We start from the raw sequence: 16,765 nt of genomic DNA, 5'->3' as shown, positions 1-16,765 counted from the left end.
CTTGGGGGTGGGGGCGAGTATGCCTCAGGGCTTTTCTGGAGGCATAAAAAAACGGCCTACCTTTCGGTAAGCCGTTTTTAGTACTTGGTGTACACAGACATTTGAACTGGATATCTAAGTTGCTGCTTTTATAGGTTATTTATGTGTTATTTTTTTAAAGGGATACACCAGGGGATACACGGCGCTGGCTGCTGGAGTGTTTTCGGTCGGTTTTTCGCTGGCTGAAAAACCTGGCGAGGTTCGTTGCTTCCCCCGACGAACGGTATCGTCATCGTGATAAAGCCGTCACAAGCGCAAAGGTATGGCCGTCACCACCATTCCTCTGATGGATCAGTCCAAAAGTGGCCCGATTATCTCGCTCCTCACTTTTGAGGAGCAATCGCCACACTGTTGCGGTGATTGCACTGGTGCCGTGTGGCATGTAAACCACACTGAGGAGTTCTTGTCATCCTGGGCGCCAGCACTACCCCGGATCGGGGTAGTGGCCATTCATTGTGTGGTTTGCAAATACCGTGATTACCGATCGGATGGTCGGAGCGGATAGGTGCTCAAAATTTCAATGTCACGGAGCGAGAACGGATCAACCGTATGCTCATGCTCTCCGAGACGAATACTGTGATCATTTGGACCTGCGAGTATTGAGGATGGATCGGCAATAGTCGTGAGCAGCATTCCCCCTTTACCATGATACGCATTCAGGCCGCTTCCAAACATTTCGGCTTTATCAATACGAGGCGTCCAACAAAAACCGATTCTGCCAGCTTCATATCGTTCGGAGTTTTCCCCTCTGTAAAGCCGGATGGTTTCGCCCCGATATTTGGGTAGAAGCGAACCCAGGATCAGAGCAAGAGCCTTGTCATCACCAACCTGGTCCCGAATTCGCCGACCGAGCTCAATCCACACCGAGTGGAATTGATTTTTTGCTTCATCGGTCACCGGCACGCCGTCCAAAAGTCTAGTGATGAAGTAGGCCCACTCACCTTGTCTGTCGCCTATTTCAAAAATTAGCTCCCTGGTTGCCTCGCGATTCGAGCTGAGTATGGCCTTCACCAAGTCATGGGTATTTGTGCCTTTAACCATCTGAGCAAGCCTTATTTAGTTGTTGGGGCGGATAGAGGGCGGTACCGTCGGCCTTTGAAACCTCGTCCTGGGCTCCCATTCCGGTATGGCAGGTACAGGAAAAACTACCAAGGCCAGCCAGTTCCTTCCCCCCCTTACAAACGCATTTCCCTGATGACTCTCCTTGGCTCAGCTTCCCGTGAAATGGCGCGCCGGACGTCCTTGGTGAGCTGGTCGAGTGCTTGCTCATCGAATACTGCCGCTATTCCACCGGCCTTCTTGGCAACAGCAGCGCAAGATCCAGCGAAAAATTGCTATATCGACGGGTAGATAGCCACTGAATACTGAAGAGGCAGACTTTAAGCCTGCCCCTTGTACTCGGATTTTATAAGTCTGTTTTTGTAGGTGGCGTTTCTATCGCCGCTTGCACAGCAAGTCCATTTTCTACTTTTTGAGTTTCGGCCTTGAGAATCCTTTCTGAAGTTTCAGCAAGCTTTTTTGATATCGCTGAGAAACCTGGAATTTTAGATAGGGCGTCCATCGAGTCAGAAAGCTTTGCGCTATTCTCTAAGGCATCCATCAGGGGATGATCTGATTTATTGTAGTCGGTGATGAGCTTTCCAGGGTTCTCGGAGCTAACTTGAAGAAGGTTGAATAGAAGCCTAGTTCTGAGCTCGTCTCGAACTAAACTTTCACGAGGCAGCGATTCAATCTGGTTAGATAGTCCGGAGAAGGTTTTTCCAAGAACGGCTTTGTGTGTGTATTCTTCGATTAGTCGTTTAGACAGGTTTAGTTTTTTATTTGACGAATATGCGAACCATAGTACGGGAAAGTATAGCGGTAAAATGGAGATGATGAGGCTTGGAGTATCCTTTATGACCTGTACGAGGTCGGAGCCTTTCCACCCAAGAAGGTAGATGTCAACGAAAAAAGGGATCAATGAAACGGTTACCATTAATGCAATTGCAATTGCGAAGCTGTTTTCATATTTTTCTTGAGAAACTATCTCGTCCTCTTTCTTCTTTTCATATGCAGCACTTAAACCTTCAGCCATTGCTCCAGGTAGCAGTCCTGTGAGCTGCTTGTCTATCTGTAGAACTCTATCCTTTGAATCTGAAACCAATTTTTCAAAGCTTTCATTATCGGATTTTAATTGCTTTTCATGTTTTTCAGTAATGGTTGTTGTTAGGTTTTGGATCGTTTCATGTAATTCTACTGTCTGATTTGCCACACCATCGTAGCTGACCTTCAACTCATCTATTAGTCCATCTACCCGCTCTACCGAGCCGTCAGTGGACTTTATTTCTTTACCGAAAATTACTGCGTACAAATCATCTATTTCTGATTTTCTTTTAATTGAGTGAGTAAGTAGGCTGTCGATGTTTTCACTGATTTTTTTGGAGTTTTCTACGAGCTTGCTTATGAGTTCAACCTGGTCGGGAAGTAGCTCACTCTCGGTCAGTGCTGATTTTATTATTGCGTAGTTCGACGTGATCTCGCTGGCTTGTGATTCAGCTGCTTCCTTAATAGTTAAAAGCTCTGCGTATGCTGCTTGGTTGCTGATCACAATAGACTGTATTAGCGCTTGATCTTGCTCTACTGCCTCTTTGGTCGTTCGTATTTTAATGAGCTCTGCTTTGGCATCAGCATTGAGAGCTATGAGCTCTGTTAGTGCTATGTCGATATTTGATTTGGTTGCGTTAATTTTTTCTTCGATCGACTTTGCATTTTTTGCAGCCGTGTTAGCGACCTGTTCCGAGTCAGTTGCTTTTGTTATTATTTCCAGTCGAAGGATTTCGAAACCTTTTTCTACATCTGTTCGAAATTCGTCGAAGACTTTTTTATCAACGCCTAAAAAAGACATAAATTCCCCAATATCCTTATACGTGAAAGTTGAATGTTAGAACGGCTTAGGTTTCTTAGGCACTTTTTGCCGCTGAGGCAGTTATTACTTTTTCTCAAGCAACCTAGCTTCCCCTACGTTTGACGTGGCAGTCAACGTCAATGAACCCAAATTTTCGCTATTCTTGCGTTTCAATAATGCTGCCCGGTCATCGGGTTTCCGAAAGTGATTTGCTAAGGAGCCGTCGCAGAATAAAGGACAGGGCAAGCCCAAGCTGCCGCTTTATCTGTCTGATCAATGTTAGCCCTCGAAGAGTTTTGACGAGCATTATTGCTAACCCGCGGATCTTCACGCTGGAAGCAACACGCCGCCTTGCCTACGGGCCACTTGAACGTACTTCCTGTAATACATTCGACTAGTGCCTTACTAGTATTGCCTGGCGCGCTAAGGATTTGTATGGCCCGGTATTTCACTAGCCCCATCCCGCCCACATGGCCTTGATATTGATCGAGCAGTCACCTTGACGGCCACCTCTCGGATTTTAGACGAGGCTGGCTCTGGTCAGGCTGCCCGAATGCTCGCAAAGCCTTGCGCTGCTTGGCTTTCAGCGATCCAGCCTTTGATGGCGCCGGATAAATCCGTCAAGACCTGTCAAGAATTTCGTCAAGGCTCCGTCAAGGATTATGGCCGCGTTTGCCGGGTTCGATCGTGTGCTACTTGTCCCGCAATTGACTGCCGTGGTTTGCCCCTGTTTCTGGACGAGGTAGCAATCCGGCCGCATGCCCGATCTGCCGCCAGCCTTTGCTGGCTTTGGCCCGCGGGCCGAGTCGGATGAGTTGTGGCCTCTCCAGCCGTCCAGAGCCTGTCCAGAATTATTTGCCTCCTCATGACTGCCCCAGGCTGCCGGCGACGGTAAGCTCAGCAATGCCCCGGCGAATGAACACCAGGTCTTCGTCCAGCGTTTCCAGCGCGCCGCGAACGTTGTTTGCAATGTCTGCCGATCCGCGCTGTTCGACCCAGTTGGAAAGCTCCTCCACCGCTGCGCCCAGGGCGAGCTGGTTTTGATTGAGGCGGTCGAACAGGCGGGCTATCAGTTTGGTATCCGTCATGGTGGTTCTCCGTGTTTCGAAAGAGCGTAGCACCGGCGCCGCGAATGTCCGGGATCACCTTTACGTGGCTTGCGTCTGCCGGCGGCAAAGTGGCCTGGCGATGTGATACGGGATTTCCCCGTACCTAATACGTGAGCCCCGCACGCATTGGCCGATGGGCGTTCTCAGGCGGCCACGCCCGCCGAATCCGTCTCATGCCTGTCTCACATTCGCCAGCGATTCGGTAAAAGCCGGGTAAAAGTAGGAGGGCCGAAAGCGCCGTATCCGTCTGGGGTCTGTCAGGGGTATCAGCGGCCACGGTGCGCTTGTTTGACGGGCTGGCCACGCGATAAGCCTCAGACGCCCACCCGGCGTGGTTTTGGTCTGATGCCTGTCTCGCATTCCGTCAAAGTGTGGTCAAAGTAATAGTCGGCGCCAGCGTGTTGCGATCTACACGGTGAGTTGAATTCAACACTCAATGCTGGCGTGGATCGTGCGCGCCGGCGAGTCGACCCCCGCGCCGTGGGTTTGGTCTGGGCCTAGGCAGGGAGCCAGTGGAAAACACTGCAAAACCTGGAAACCACAGTGGAAACCAGCGCCTGGCAACCGCTCGCATTGGTAACTTCCCGTGGTAACCAGCGTGGTAACCGCTGGCCGGGTTCGCACCAGGTTCGCGTAAGAGGGTGCGAACCTCAGTGCGAACCTCCTGCTGGTACACGCCCAGAGTGCGTACCAACCGTGCGTACTGAGCTGTGTACTTGATGTGCGCAATTTGCGCAGTCACTGCGCATTCCGATGGCGAGCCGTCGCTGAGGCCGAACCGGTTACATGCTGGCTGGGCATCACACGGCCCAGTGCGTGAATATGCTGCGTGAAGGGTGCGTGAAACCTTGGTGGGTGAAAGCTTCGCGCATTGACCAGGTGCGCGACGAACGTGCGCGACGAACTGCGCGAAACACGCCGCCGGAACTGGGCGCCAGCCTTCCGTGGGGTTGTTCCGCAAATTGGTCACTGATGGTGGTCACTGTGCTTGGTAACCGCCCGGGTATCCATCTCGGATCAGCGTCAATCTGTGGATACCTGGGTGGATACTGGCGGGTTTCGACCCGTAACGTACGCTCGTGAGTGGCGGATACCGGCTAATTGTTGCCTGTCATGATGGGCTAGTCTCGGCCAAAGCCGAACACTTAATCCAGGGTGGATGCAGTCAATAAATTCGTCAAGTAATCCACATAGCCGCCTAAATAAGATAGATTCTTAGAGTGTTTTAGTTTATTCAGATTTGTTGGTCCATCCTAAACCAGTCAGGCTTTTTTGTTTTGACGTTTTATTGTATAGGTGTGCTTTTTGGCCAAGTCATCTGGATGATAACCGGTTACGGAGATGTTTCTCGCAGGATTAATTAGCAAATTAATCCGCTGTGCAATTTCATTGTGGTTGGGGTCGACAATGATAACTTCCTTTTTACAGTCAAAGTCTAGCCCGCAAGCTACAATTTGCTGTAGCTCAGCGTCCAGGGGGGATAGTGAAAGTCCGAATAGTATTATTCTAGTTGCCGGCTCCAAAGCTCGCCAAGCCATTCCGTGCGTAGAACCTAGGGTCATTTCCTCTTCACTTGAACGATATGGTTCTTTTACCATTTCAGTCGGAAGATAAATTCCAGATGGTGCGTCAAAATGACCGTGGATGTGAAGAGGATAGATGTTTACGTGATGCGTCTTATTTAGTTCTTTTTTAATCGCATGAGATCCCACGCTATCCCAATTTGTTGTTATATATGCAAATTTTTTTGAGTGTGACAGCAGGAACAACTTGGTGCATGCAATTAGTGATGCCCGAACAGTAATCTCCCCGCTGTCTTGAGCCTTCTTAAGCTCACGAGATATCGAGGTTTTAATTTCATTGAGAAGCTCTAAGTGAGTTTTATATTGTGTTGCTCCGTGCTCTGTTTTCAGAGAGGAATACCATCTGACCAAATAAATTAGCCTAGCAAGTATCGAGTTCGCAGAATCAGAAGTTAGTGGGAAATCATAATATGACTGAAGCGCTCTTATTACTGGATTCCACGCATTGGCTACGGCTCCTGCTCCGGTTATCAAACCGCCTATTTTCTCTCGCACGTTCAATCTCTCGCTAATTTTTGTTTGTGTGACACAACTAGGGGTCGGGGCAGAGCTGTTGGGTTTTCCAAAAACATAAAAACCTCTAACCTAGGCACCAGCTAAAACGTAAATAGTAGCTGGAAATCTCTTTTCACGAATATGTCGTCTCTCGCCTTTACGTTACCTTTTTTCTAAGTCGTTGTGTGCTTATCAGGTGGGTTTGAGTATTTACTTACCATTGATCGTAACCGGTTGCCCATGGACGACAGCTTTTGGCCGATATCTGCCTGTCGCGAAGGGCTGCTATCGACCCAAAGCAGCCTTTCAGGGGGAGACAATTATGGGTCAGAGGTCAGGATACTGTGCTTCCTCTATTGATTGACGTTCATGCCACTCCGCCCAAAGTTTCGCATCTGTATCAAATAGTTCACGAGAGACAGTGCGTGGTCTGATCTCATCGATATCCTGTATGTCCGTTGCAAATACGTAGCGGTTGGCACCATTGAGGATTATCGTCCGAATAAATGCTGCTTCAGTAAGACTCAGCGTGGTGCCTCGTTGAGGGGGGCGATAGCCAACACAAGCGAATAGAAGATGCTTGGGGCTCAGAGGAAGGAAAAGTCTTGTGCCAGGCACACCCCAGCCACCTTCAAGGCTCAGCTTTCCGTTCACTCCAACGCCCAGCCTAGTGAACGGGTTATCGGTGGTTGGCCAGGTGATTCCAGGTGGGGCGTGGAGGATGGTCCATCGATGAGTTGGTATGCGATGGATTGTATTCTTAAGGATGTGTTCGAGCTGCCAAATCCAAAACTTCCGTCCGTTCAACACCCGCGCTTCGATACCTTCCTCGCCATCCTCATTCTTCACACGGTGGAGTTTGAGCGGAAGCTTGCTGTATGGGTCTACAACTGGGGCGGGCTCAAGCTTGATACCGGCAGCTAACGCTGCGCCAACTTTGGCTACCGACCCTTCCATCGATTCAGACAAAAATGCTCCAAGCGTTTCGTCCTGTCGCTTCATAAATCGCTGCAAGCCGGCGGGCGTCCTGACAGATTGCGCTACGGCAAAGCGGAATAAATTGTTCCAATCCTCGCTGGTCAATCGCGACTCGCTCACCACCTTAGCAATCGACGCGAATGCAGGCCCTTCAAAGTCACGATCAAGCCAGCGCTCTATCTCATCGCTGTCTTTAGACCCCGAGAAGTAAGTGTACAGGTGTTGGTGTTTCGCAATACTTTTGGGTGAATGCGGCTTCCAGGGCTCGCATTTTTCATGTGGCACCAAAAGCCTGTAGGTGAGGATTTTACCATTATTCGCCCACTGCCTCAGGTAGGCCTGAGGTACATAGTGGTTGTCCTTTTTGAAGCTTTCCATCTTGGAGTTAAATCCTCGTTGCTCTGCCGTAGTGCAGTAAGTCGTCTTCAAGATTCGTGAGCGGGATCAGAAAAGCTGGCGCACGCGCCCTTCAAGCAGGCTTCTTCCAAGAGAAAAGAACCAGCATTGTGCCAACAATACGAATCCCCAGACGATAAAAAAGCTAGCCTTTGAGAGCTGAAATGTTTCGGGCTCGTACCACCACCAAAGAACCGGGATAGCAAAGAAAAGTCCTACCAACACACGCCACAGCGAGTGGAGTGCTGTCCCGACTTCTGTCCAGGTGGAGCGCCAGAATGCAGAACGAGCTTTGATCAGCTCTGTTTTCTTCCAAACAAAGCGGTCGAAGAGGACTGCTATGAGATAAGGCGCCGGCAAAGTGATCAGGTACCAGAGTACTTTATCAGGCGGCATCTGAGCCTTAACCGCGGCGTCCAGCAGCTTAACCCCGCCTGACCAGTACGCGATGAAGGTAGGGACGCTTCCCAAAGCCAAAGCAATGAAAAACTCTTGATACAGCCTCTTGCGCTTATCCATAGCTACCATAAGGTCAATTTTAGAGCATCATGATAACGGCGTTGCGCCACTATCAGCCAGTGACCCGAGTCTGATCGCATCAAGTAGGTGCTTCGGTGCTAAATGCGGATACCTCATTGTCGTGCCGATGTCTCCCTCGCCCCAGTTAGCGCACTTAGAAGGCCTGAGCGGTTTCTGGCAGCTCCGGCGGCCTCGTCTATTGCTCCAAAGAAATAAATTGCCCTTGGTTTTCTTATTCACAAGATGACCGCTTTTGGCCGTTTTATGCCTCTCGCGAGGGGCAGCAATTGGCTGATTTCTGTGATTTGGTCAGCGCCAGCGGCTTAACAAAACTTAACCTTTTTTCAGGTCGTGAATCTGACAAAACCTGACATCGGATCGAGTGCGCAAGCCTGGCTCGATGTTGAGAAATGTTGAGGTCAGGCCGGCTTGGATTCATTGGTAACGCTCGCCACCTGTTAGCAGAAGTTAGCCCGTGTGAGGTTGGTCAACCCTTAACCCTGTTAACAATTGTCAATGGTTGGCGGAAGGTTGGCGACCCTGTGACGGAGATCCCTTTGATGGTTGGTAACCAGGCGAGGTGATTCGATTTTGGTGGTTACTCGCATGGTCACCGCATCAGGCGATTAAGTGGCAACCGGTGGATGCCGCAGGATCTGGCTAACGGCAGCGACTTAGTAAAGTTCCTCTCTCCTCGGCTTGAGTTTTATGCCCGGCCCAGATCGGCATTCAGCTGCGCCCAGATGTCATCCAGCTCATCCTCGTAGGCCTCGCCGAAGGCTTCGCGTGCCGACACAAGGGTCGCTATAGCATCTAGTCGTTCTTGAAGTTCAACGATAGGGATCTGAATCTCTTCTGAAATGTGTTCGACCTTTATGCGTGTGCCGCCCTTCGACCTTTCAGAAGACGAACGGTACCGAGACCAGGTTTCCGTTATCTCCAATCGACCCATATCCTCAATCAAAATACCAAGCTCCACTGGTGGCAGTGGGACGTCAAGCACGTTGCCAAACTCTAGGATGTGCCCATGGAGCTTTTTGAGGTTATGACTTCTGCGCAAAGCATCCTTTAGATCATCGCTTGGTTGCTGCTTAGATCGTCCTAATTCGTTGCGAAGGTCGGAGATGCTGGTCAGCGATGACAGCAGGCCTTTCAACAATAATTCGATGGCGTGTCTCTGGAGGTAAAAGGCGGGCAGCCCTATTTCATCCAGTGTCCCAGTCGCTCGTCCCTGTTCGATCAATAGAGATGCTGAGTGTAGGTATGCTTCAAAGTAATTCGGGCGACGCCAAAACCCACCAATCCGAGCAACGCCCGCTTCTTGATCGCTCCTCGTTTGATCAAGACTCTTACCCCCAATCATTACTTTTTGGGTGTCGAGATTGACGTGAAAGGGCTCATCAAATTTCGTCATGCCTAGCTCTCCTATTGGCTGATTGCTGCCGTATGCTTATCCGGCCGAGCTGTTGACAATAGTCAAGGCTTACCGAGGTCGCACGGTTTTCTGGCAGCGATTAATGATGGTTGGTAACCAGGCAGAGTGGTTACTTTTGGTGGTTACCTGAGTGGTTGCCAGGCACCGCTTCTATTCCGCCATCATCTTGCCGAGCTTGTAATTACAGTATGAGCACAGGCCTTCAAAATGTTGTTCATCCACGCTCAAACCCGTTTCACACGCTTTGCATGAGTTGTATTCCAGTTCTGCAAAACACACGGCACACTCACCTTGCGCGACCAGGAAGGTTTCCTCTCCGCACATGGGGCAGTCCTCTATAAGTGAATCGCCTCCATCCTTGACGCTCACATAGTTGGCACCTTCCATGCTTTCAGGCAGGGCTGCGGTTATGACGGTTTCATATGAAGAGTTTGACCCACAACTGCTACAAACGAATTCGATGCCAGCACCAAGATCTGTGGGGTCTAGTACCTTGATGAGCTGTGAGTCGCAGTCAGGACACCTCATATAATCAATGGCGTCCTTTACTTCTGGGTATGGCCAATCAACAGACTCAAGGTTCTCTTTTGCGGCTTTTAACTCAGCCTCATAGAGAGACGCCACGCCGAGAAGCAAATCCCAGCACTCTTGGCCTAGGATTTGGACTGGATCTTTTCCAAGATGAGGCTTGCAGAACTGAATAATCAAATGAAGCGCGCTTGCAATAGCCTCCTTCATTCGTTCAACGGGATCTTTGCTGTAGTAGTGCTCTATATTATTTCGAATCCTCTGAAGGTTCTCCAAGCGGTTCCATTCGATACCCTCCACCCCGAGAGACTTCAATCGATCTCTGATGTCCCTAACCTCGACAGTGTTATTTCCTGATCCGATCCATGTCGTTTCTCCTGTCGCTGGGTCGATTACGGGAAGGATATTCTTCTTTAGCAGCACCTCTTCTGAACCCTCTGGGCTTAGCTCTTGCAGCTTGCATTTGAAGAGCAAGAGGATGCCGGCATAAAAGTTACGGATGGCCGAGACGGCTCGTCGTGGATCGTCGTCGTGGAAGTCTTCCATGCCGATCCAGATGGAATCGACCGCGTTTTTCATCATCGACATGGTGCTCTCCTTGAACAGATGATTTGACGATGCGGCTTCAATAGCAATTTGAAACAACGTCTTGGATGGAGGCTTTCGGTGAAACAGACGATTTGGTCTGAGTGAGACCATATCGTCTGACTCAAAGCGTGACAAAGCCGCCAGGAGGCGGCCTTATCTTTCCGTTACAGCGTGGTGGGGAGAATGTCTAAAACACCGTCACCGCTCGTTGATATGCGGTAGTTTTTCACCTTTCCGCCCGTGACGATGGCCTCACGCTCTTGCCTGTCCGCACCCATCCCGCAGATGCCGCTTCCTTGGTATGCCGCGCCGACAACAACCGAGCCAGCAGGGACGTGAAGGGCAACCCTTTCTCCAGGCTTGAGTAATGCGGCCACTTTTCCATCTACGAAAAGGCCCACCGAGCAAAGACTTCCCGTATGGCCAGAGTCTCTGGTTACCGACAGTGTGCCGGTACCTGGGGAGTTCGTCTGATATGCGAGAATCCTTTCAGGAGGTACCGCAACAGCGGTTTTCGTTGGTACCGGAGAAGTAGCACAGCCGGCCATCAGGGCAACCAGGGCGGCAACAGCGGTAATTTTCAGCATGAGAGCTCCTTTCCATGAGGCGGCCACTTTAGCACCGCCACAGGGGGCCTACATCTGGTCTTCGGCGTAGATCGCGGCGCTGATGATTGCGCCACCCACCCGCCGCTTGCCATAGCAGAGCGGTACCGGGTTGCCGGATGCGGTGGTGTTCTTGGCGCTGCCGAAGGCGTAGCCGGGAGTATTCTCTGGCGCGGCGCTGGTTTTCAGGCCGCTGGCTTGAGGGCTGAGCATCTGAATTATCCCGCCGATGGACATTGCGGCGCCTGCCGAATACAGAAAAGGTGACGCGGCAGCGAATGGGGTGAAAGACAGCACGTATGCTGCTGCAATCAATATCCCGCCAACAATGGTTTGAAGAGAGTCTGCGCGCTTACTGCCGGTGATCACGGGCGCAATGATGATGTCGCCTGCGCCCTGGAAACCCAGCTCCGTCTCTCCGACATTCTTCTTGCCCACGAACACTGCAAACTCCAGACCTCTCGACTTGGCGTTGGAGATAAATCTCTCGAGCCCGGGGATCTGCACGCATAAGGCTTTTATGGCTTCCGCTGGCGTGCGGACGGCGAGCGGGTAAGACTTTCCGAATTGTCGCAACTGCGCGCAGAGCCTGATGTTTCTCATTGGGGTGTATTCAATCGAAAGTGCGGCCATGATTTGTTTCTCCTACTTGTCGCTGGTGGTGTGGGTTGGTACTTCGGCGCCGATCTGCATGGCGAGCATCATTCGGGATGCCATGGCGTCGTCACGGATAGCCTTTTCGCGGCGCGGGTCTGGATTCCACGCCCAGCAATGGGTTGACACAAACGCTCGAGCGAACGGCTCTATTGGCTTCATCAGATCTGCTGCTATACAAGCCTCGTCCTCGGTGTAATACGGACCGTCGATCTCCTTACGGCCACCCTTGACGATGTGGTCGACGCCCCAGACGTAATACCCCGCCACCGCTTTCGGGTTGATCGCGAAATCAGTCAACTTGCACGCCTCGACGAAGCGCTTCCGGTGCGTGCGCGCCTGGCCCGTTGCGTTGCTGTTTTGGTCTGTCATGGTTTCCTCTTTGCGCCGCTGGCGCTGGTCATGGGCTGGTGCCCGGCGGTGTTGCTCGGTGTCGCGCCACGATTTCGTGATTCGCAAAACGTGGCGCGAAAAATGGTCATTTGCCGACAATGCTTAGTGCTGGCGGCAGCTTTGGGCCGAACGGCGCGCCAGGGGCGAATGGGTCGGGTAGTTGGTCTTCTGGACATTCCCTGATGAACCGGATCATGGCGGCGTGGCAGGCGCGATACAGCGGGCCACCGGCGCCCCATTCGTGGCTCTTGCGGTCGGCGCTGTCCTCCAGTTGGGATAGGTAGGCCACTCCGCGAAGGCTGGTGTCACCGTCTGCGCTGGCCCGATCGCGATGTACTGGGTTGACGCCGAGCAGGTCGCACATCTGGTCGAAGCCCAGCGCCTGCGCCAGTCCCTCACGGTCGAACATCAGTGATTGGCCGAATCCAGCAAGTGCGCTCCACGCTCCACTGCGGACAGCCTCTTGGTGTTCCTGGGCTCGCTCCTCCAATTCAGCAATAGCTTGCCGGGTGAAGGGGAGAAACGCTTTCAACTTGCCCGCCTGCCGGCGGAGGGCTCGCCGATCACTGCGGATAACTTCGAGCTGGTCAGCAATGGCGCGACATATTCGCCGGGTGGTGATGAGCTGCGTGGCGGCGCTGATGCCGGGTTTCATACCGATGTTGCACAAGCGGGTGATAAGGCTGGGCGTCATTGGTGCGCCTCCATAGGTTTGGCGTCGTAGCTGGCGCGCAGGTGGGCGCCAGCCGTGCAATGGCGGCCGGTGGGCGCGTAGCAGCTCCGACAAACCATGATGTGGTTGAGGTAATGGTCACGGGCGTGTCGCCATTCGGGCGTGGCAGTGGCGGCGCTTGCGTGTGGGCTTGTGATGAGCCGGGGAGTGCGCTCGACAGGGTTGGCCAGCACCAGGCGTGGGCGAGGCCGACTATCCATTTTTGGCGCGTCGGTACTGGCAATGGCTGGCGGCATGTGATCGAGCAAGCCGGAAAGTAGACTCATGGCGTCACCTCGGCCTGATTGCTCCATTGCCCATATGTGTCTCTAGAAAAAAATTGGGGGAACGGGGGAACAGTGGGAACAGCCAATGTTTCCGGGGCTTTCAGAGGGGGTTTCTGTTCCCCAAGTTTTTTTGTGGGGAACGGTGATAACCAAATTCTGGAAAACGCGGACACGCTTATATTCAAAAACATGTTTGTGTTCCCCCTGTTCCCCATACATTCAATAAGGGGGAACGGCCACAACTCACGGTTTTACTGGCTGTTCCCCCGTTCCCCCTGTTCCCCACGTTTATAGGTTCCTGTGAACTCGGGCATTCATACTTGGTGGATATGGTGGTCATGCGCCGCCCCCTTCGCTGTCCATGGCTTCTGGGTCGATCACGTACAGGCGCGCCGATCCACCGGCAGGAATGCGGTACTTTTTGGTTTTGCGGCTATCGCGGTCGGTGTCGCGTTTGGCCAGGGCTCCGCCGACCTCCAGTGCCTTGACCACTCGGGTGAGACCGAACCCATGGGCGGCCTCGATCAGTGCGGACTTGTTGAACAGATAGAGCCGCTTGCCGGCCACCAGCTCCCAGTACCCGGCGCGGTTGAATACCTTGGCGTCCACCTCTGATGCGTCGACATCGGAGAATCGACTGCTGCCGTGCTTGTCGATAAAGTCGATGATGCCGGCGAGGATCTGGCGGTCTTCTGCGTTGCCCCCGCCGACACGGGAGAGCCATTCCCCGTAAAGCAAACGGCAGTCTGAGAGGGCGGTGCCGGGCTCCCAAGGCAGCAAGCCATAGGCGATGGCCATTTCGCCCGCCAGCGCGATTACGGCGAACCGGTCGGCCACGCGGCCAGCCTGGGCGTTGTCCTCGACAAACTGGGCGCGGATGCCGTCAAAGTCACTGAGCAGCCCGGGCTTATCGTCGGCGGCGACCAGGCACTCCACAAACGCTGGGCCAAGGTGGCCGTGGTGGGCGCCGACCGCCACCGTGAGCTGTCGGTGAAAGTCTGCCCCCTCAAGCCCGTGCAATTCGTCGAAGGCCCGGTGTGTGCGGGTACCGGCGTTCACGTCGACCATGCGTAACTCAGCGCCAGCGTGGGCGGCATTGCCGGATATGGCCGCGTGCTCAGAGAGGGAGCGCTCGCCGCTGGAGAGTGTCAGCAGGCGCCAGCTCAATTTGGCGCGGCCTTCGCGCTCGCGGGTCATGGTGCCTTTGCCCTGGCCGTTGGCGAGGGAGTACGCCATTTCCTGTACGCGCTTGGGATCAGCACGCTTGATCTCATCCAGGGGGAGGATGGTGTCATTGCGGCTAGACGCCTCGATCTCCAGGCCGCCCTTGGTCATGTCCCAACTGGCGGCGAACACGCCCGGGTCGCCCCATACCGACGATCCGATCAGTTGCGCCAGCGACTTACCGCTCGAGCTATCGCCCACCAGGTGAACACCACCGCCCAGCACGCCCACCAAACTCAGCAACGGGCCTGCCAGCGAGCAGCCGATCGCGAGCGTCAGTACCGGGTTGCCCGCGCACTTGGCGGCCACCTCCGATTGCCACAGCGCCAGCTCGCCGCGCAGGCTGAAAAGTACCTGGGCCTTGTTGCTGGCCTGGTACCGAACATTGGTGCTGCCGATGGTTCTCCCTGGCAGCACGAAAGCGCCCGACTCATGCCAGCCTGGCCGGCTGGTGGTGGCAAACACTTCTGCAGGATGCTGGTCGAGCAGGTACTCCATGAACGTGCCGCGTTTCTTGAGGGCGATAATGACGCCCATCCCGAACAAGGCGCGCCGGGCGTCCTCGCCGCTGCCGCCGAACACCTCCATGGCGATGATCCATTCCTTGATGCCGCCCTCGGTGACCAGGCGCAGCAACCGGCCTTCGCTGCCATCGTCGCTGTTGGTGGTGCGGGCGACGACTGTGACGGGGCTGGAGATCCACTCATCGGTGATAGGCCGGCCGCCGGTATCGCCCTCGGCGTCGTCCAGGTCAGCGGCGGCGCGCTTGAAGTTATGCCAGTAAACGCCCGGGCGCAGCTTGCGGCCCTTCTCATTGATCACCCAATGCTCATACACCGCCCAGCAGGGGCGATCTGGCGCAATGGTCGCGGCGTCCGGCCGAAGGTTGATCACGTTGGTGTCAGGCTTGGACATGGGCGAGTTTCCAGTTGGCGAGGTCGTTGAAGTCGGTGAGGTCATCGGGGGCGCCTTCCGGCCACTCGGGGAAAGCCACCTGGCCGCCCACGGCCGCGGCCGCCGCGTTTGCCGCTGCGCGCCCCGGGTTGCCATCGGTGAGCCGATCGTCGTCGCCGGCGATGACGATTGGCTGGCCCGGGTAGCGAGCGCGAAGGGCCATCGCCGCCGGGATCAAGTTGCCCGCGTTCATGGCCGCGGCAACGACGTAGCCGCCGTGTTGGTGGAGGCTGGCGGCCGTCGCCCATCCTTCGCAGATGCAAAGCACAGAACCTGGCTCAATGATGCCCAGCGGCGAATAGGCGCCCTTGATCCGGCCGCCGAACAGGAAGCGCTTGTCGCCGTCCGGCCCGATCCTTTGCAGGTTGACCAAGCGCCCATCCAGGTACAGAGGGATCAGCAGGTCAGCGCCACGCTGGCGTAGGCCGTAGGAGCGAACAGCCTTGGCGACCAAATACGGGTGGTCGGGTGAGGCGCGGCGCGCATTGCGCCACCAGTAATTGGCCTTCTCGGCGGCCTGCTGCTGGCGCCGGTGTTGCTCGGCTTCGCGTTGGCGCCGGGCCTGGTCGACCCGCTCGCAGATTTGGGCCGCTTCGCGGGCGTCCACCGGTTCGCGACTACACCAGGTGCTGGCGCCACCGGCTTTCCAACTGCCGAACGCGCCGGATGCAATGCCGTCCAGGTACAGCACATACCAGCCGTTGAGCGAGCCGGGCTTATCCTCCGGCACACGGAATCGGTGAATTGCACCGTCGGGCTCTGGTACCCAGTCGAGAGGGCCATAGACAGCCTGGAGCGCATCACGGAATAGGATCGTTGCGTCAGTCATGCGGCCCCCTTCGGCGGTGTAAACCGCTTGGCCAAGTTCTCCAGGTTTTGAGTCAGGCGTTCCAGCTCATCGCAGTGGCGGCCTTGGTCTCCTTCCGAGATGCGCAGCTCTAGGAAGCCGATCAGGGTTTCCACCAGCAGGGCATAGCTGGTGCTGTCTATGTGGGCGCCCGTGGTGGGCGGTATGCCGCTGCCCTTGCGCTTGATTGGGGTCACACTACCCATGGCCGACCTCCCGGCGATCAGCGCCAGCAAAGGCCCGGCAAACCTGGCCGTTATTCACGCCATGCCAGCGGGTGATGTCGTCGATCCCGTCAGCGAGACAGGCCGTTACGTGAGCGCCAGCACTACGCATAACTACGCGCCCGCACTCTGCGTCGGCCTCGCTCAAGAACGGCCCTAGCAAAGCCTTGGGCACCTTCGGGTGGGTGACGAACCAAAGCTCTGTGGCTTTTTTCGGGCAAGCCGATCCCGTCGACGCAGATGCGCCGTTTTGAATTTTCATGCTTAACCTCTTAGGTCAGGGTGTCGGCGCTTCGCGTGAGTACGCGTTG

General features: G+C 54.4%; 17 protein-coding genes. All 17 read right to left on the bottom strand.

Going from position 1 to position 16,765, the window contains the following annotated elements:
• Positions 1 to 516: 516 nt before the first annotated feature.
• Positions 517 to 1,080, bottom strand: a complete 564-nt coding sequence (locus ACLBW8_RS18715) for a hypothetical protein (protein WP_447806042.1) — start codon at positions 1,078 to 1,080, stop codon at positions 517 to 519.
• 364 nt (positions 1,081 to 1,444) lie between these two features.
• Positions 1,445 to 2,923, bottom strand: coding sequence for a hypothetical protein (locus ACLBW8_RS18710; protein WP_447806041.1), 1,479 nt, complete (start codon positions 2,921 to 2,923; stop codon positions 1,445 to 1,447).
• An 863-nt stretch (positions 2,924 to 3,786) separates the two neighbouring features.
• A complete protein-coding gene (locus ACLBW8_RS18705) occupies positions 3,787 to 4,011 on the bottom strand; it encodes a hypothetical protein (RefSeq protein ID WP_447806040.1) in 225 nt (74 codons plus the stop codon).
• Between the two features lie 1,283 nt (positions 4,012 to 5,294).
• Entirely contained in the window at positions 5,295 to 6,110 is an 816-nt protein-coding gene (locus tag ACLBW8_RS18700; RefSeq protein ID WP_447806039.1) for a hypothetical protein, read from the bottom strand.
• Positions 6,111 to 6,437: 327 nt separating this feature from the next.
• Complete coding sequence (locus tag ACLBW8_RS18695) at positions 6,438 to 7,466, bottom strand: DUF4238 domain-containing protein (protein WP_447806038.1); 1,029 nt, start codon at positions 7,464 to 7,466, stop codon at positions 6,438 to 6,440.
• A gap of 66 nt (positions 7,467 to 7,532) precedes the next feature.
• Positions 7,533 to 8,003: a hypothetical protein gene (locus ACLBW8_RS18690; RefSeq protein ID WP_191951294.1), complete on the bottom strand. Its 471-nt coding sequence runs from the start codon at positions 8,001 to 8,003 to the stop codon at positions 7,533 to 7,535.
• A gap of 706 nt (positions 8,004 to 8,709) precedes the next feature.
• Complete coding sequence (locus ACLBW8_RS18685) at positions 8,710 to 9,417, bottom strand: hypothetical protein (protein WP_447806037.1); 708 nt, start codon at positions 9,415 to 9,417, stop codon at positions 8,710 to 8,712.
• Between the two features lie 171 nt (positions 9,418 to 9,588).
• Complete coding sequence (locus ACLBW8_RS18680; RefSeq protein WP_447806036.1) at positions 9,589 to 10,554, bottom strand: hypothetical protein; 966 nt, start codon at positions 10,552 to 10,554, stop codon at positions 9,589 to 9,591.
• A gap of 164 nt (positions 10,555 to 10,718) precedes the next feature.
• On the bottom strand, positions 10,719 to 11,141 hold the full coding sequence (locus ACLBW8_RS18675; protein ID WP_447806035.1) for a hypothetical protein: 423 nt from the start codon (positions 11,139 to 11,141) through the stop codon (positions 10,719 to 10,721).
• Between the two features lie 48 nt (positions 11,142 to 11,189).
• Positions 11,190 to 11,792, bottom strand: coding sequence for a tail assembly protein (locus tag ACLBW8_RS18670; RefSeq protein WP_447806034.1), 603 nt, complete (start codon positions 11,790 to 11,792; stop codon positions 11,190 to 11,192).
• Positions 11,793 to 11,804: 12 nt separating this feature from the next.
• Positions 11,805 to 12,305: a hypothetical protein gene (locus ACLBW8_RS18665; RefSeq protein ID WP_447806033.1), complete on the bottom strand. Its 501-nt coding sequence runs from the start codon at positions 12,303 to 12,305 to the stop codon at positions 11,805 to 11,807.
• Positions 12,292 to 12,900, bottom strand: coding sequence for a hypothetical protein (locus ACLBW8_RS18660; RefSeq protein WP_447806032.1), 609 nt, complete (start codon positions 12,898 to 12,900; stop codon positions 12,292 to 12,294). The genes ACLBW8_RS18665 and ACLBW8_RS18660 overlap by 14 nt, the downstream gene beginning before the upstream one ends.
• Positions 12,897 to 13,205, bottom strand: a complete 309-nt coding sequence (locus ACLBW8_RS18655) for a hypothetical protein (protein WP_447806031.1) — start codon at positions 13,203 to 13,205, stop codon at positions 12,897 to 12,899. Before ACLBW8_RS18655 ends, ACLBW8_RS18660 begins: the two co-directional genes overlap by 4 nt.
• A gap of 336 nt (positions 13,206 to 13,541) precedes the next feature.
• The gene (locus ACLBW8_RS18650) at positions 13,542 to 15,344 is read right to left on the bottom strand and encodes a DUF927 domain-containing protein (protein WP_447806030.1); all 1,803 of its coding nucleotides are present in this window, start codon (positions 15,342 to 15,344) and stop codon (positions 13,542 to 13,544) included.
• Positions 15,331 to 16,212, bottom strand: coding sequence for a toprim domain-containing protein (locus tag ACLBW8_RS18645; protein ID WP_447806029.1), 882 nt, complete (start codon positions 16,210 to 16,212; stop codon positions 15,331 to 15,333). Before ACLBW8_RS18645 ends, ACLBW8_RS18650 begins: the two co-directional genes overlap by 14 nt.
• Complete coding sequence (locus ACLBW8_RS18640) at positions 16,209 to 16,436, bottom strand: hypothetical protein (RefSeq protein WP_447806028.1); 228 nt, start codon at positions 16,434 to 16,436, stop codon at positions 16,209 to 16,211. Before ACLBW8_RS18640 ends, ACLBW8_RS18645 begins: the two co-directional genes overlap by 4 nt.
• Positions 16,429 to 16,716 carry a hypothetical protein gene (locus ACLBW8_RS18635; protein WP_447806027.1) on the bottom strand — a complete coding sequence of 96 codons (288 nt, stop codon included), beginning with the start codon at positions 16,714 to 16,716 and terminating at the stop codon, positions 16,429 to 16,431. Before ACLBW8_RS18635 ends, ACLBW8_RS18640 begins: the two co-directional genes overlap by 8 nt.
• Positions 16,717 to 16,765 lie beyond the last annotated feature (49 nt).

This window comes from Pseudomonas sp. M5A4_2d (genome assembly GCF_053345295.1).
The sequence above is the reverse complement of the archived record's forward strand: the minus strand, read 5'-3'. Positions and strand labels throughout refer to the sequence as shown.

Coding starts and splice junctions, on each gene's coding strand:
- ACLBW8_RS18710 (WP_447806041.1), bottom strand. CDS start 2,923: ATGTCTTTTTTAGGCGTTGATAAAAAAGTCTTCGACGAATTTCGAACA.
- ACLBW8_RS18675 (WP_447806035.1), bottom strand. CDS start 11,141: ATGCTGAAAATTACCGCTGTTGCCGCCCTGGTTGCCCTGATGGCCGGC.
- ACLBW8_RS18715 (WP_447806042.1), bottom strand. CDS start 1,080: ATGGTTAAAGGCACAAATACCCATGACTTGGTGAAGGCCATACTCAGC.
- ACLBW8_RS18695 (WP_447806038.1), bottom strand. CDS start 7,466: ATGGAAAGCTTCAAAAAGGACAACCACTATGTACCTCAGGCCTACCTG.
- ACLBW8_RS18635 (WP_447806027.1), bottom strand. CDS start 16,716: ATGAAAATTCAAAACGGCGCATCTGCGTCGACGGGATCGGCTTGCCCG.
- ACLBW8_RS18650 (WP_447806030.1), bottom strand. CDS start 15,344: ATGTCCAAGCCTGACACCAACGTGATCAACCTTCGGCCGGACGCCGCG.
- ACLBW8_RS18705 (WP_447806040.1), bottom strand. CDS start 4,011: ATGACGGATACCAAACTGATAGCCCGCCTGTTCGACCGCCTCAATCAA.
- ACLBW8_RS18670 (WP_447806034.1), bottom strand. CDS start 11,792: ATGGCCGCACTTTCGATTGAATACACCCCAATGAGAAACATCAGGCTC.
- ACLBW8_RS18640 (WP_447806028.1), bottom strand. CDS start 16,436: ATGGGTAGTGTGACCCCAATCAAGCGCAAGGGCAGCGGCATACCGCCC.
- ACLBW8_RS18690 (WP_191951294.1), bottom strand. CDS start 8,003: ATGGATAAGCGCAAGAGGCTGTATCAAGAGTTTTTCATTGCTTTGGCT.
- ACLBW8_RS18685 (WP_447806037.1), bottom strand. CDS start 9,417: ATGACGAAATTTGATGAGCCCTTTCACGTCAATCTCGACACCCAAAAA.
- ACLBW8_RS18680 (WP_447806036.1), bottom strand. CDS start 10,554: ATGTCGATGATGAAAAACGCGGTCGATTCCATCTGGATCGGCATGGAA.
- ACLBW8_RS18660 (WP_447806032.1), bottom strand. CDS start 12,900: ATGACGCCCAGCCTTATCACCCGCTTGTGCAACATCGGTATGAAACCC.
- ACLBW8_RS18645 (WP_447806029.1), bottom strand. CDS start 16,212: ATGACTGACGCAACGATCCTATTCCGTGATGCGCTCCAGGCTGTCTAT.
- ACLBW8_RS18655 (WP_447806031.1), bottom strand. CDS start 13,205: ATGAGTCTACTTTCCGGCTTGCTCGATCACATGCCGCCAGCCATTGCC.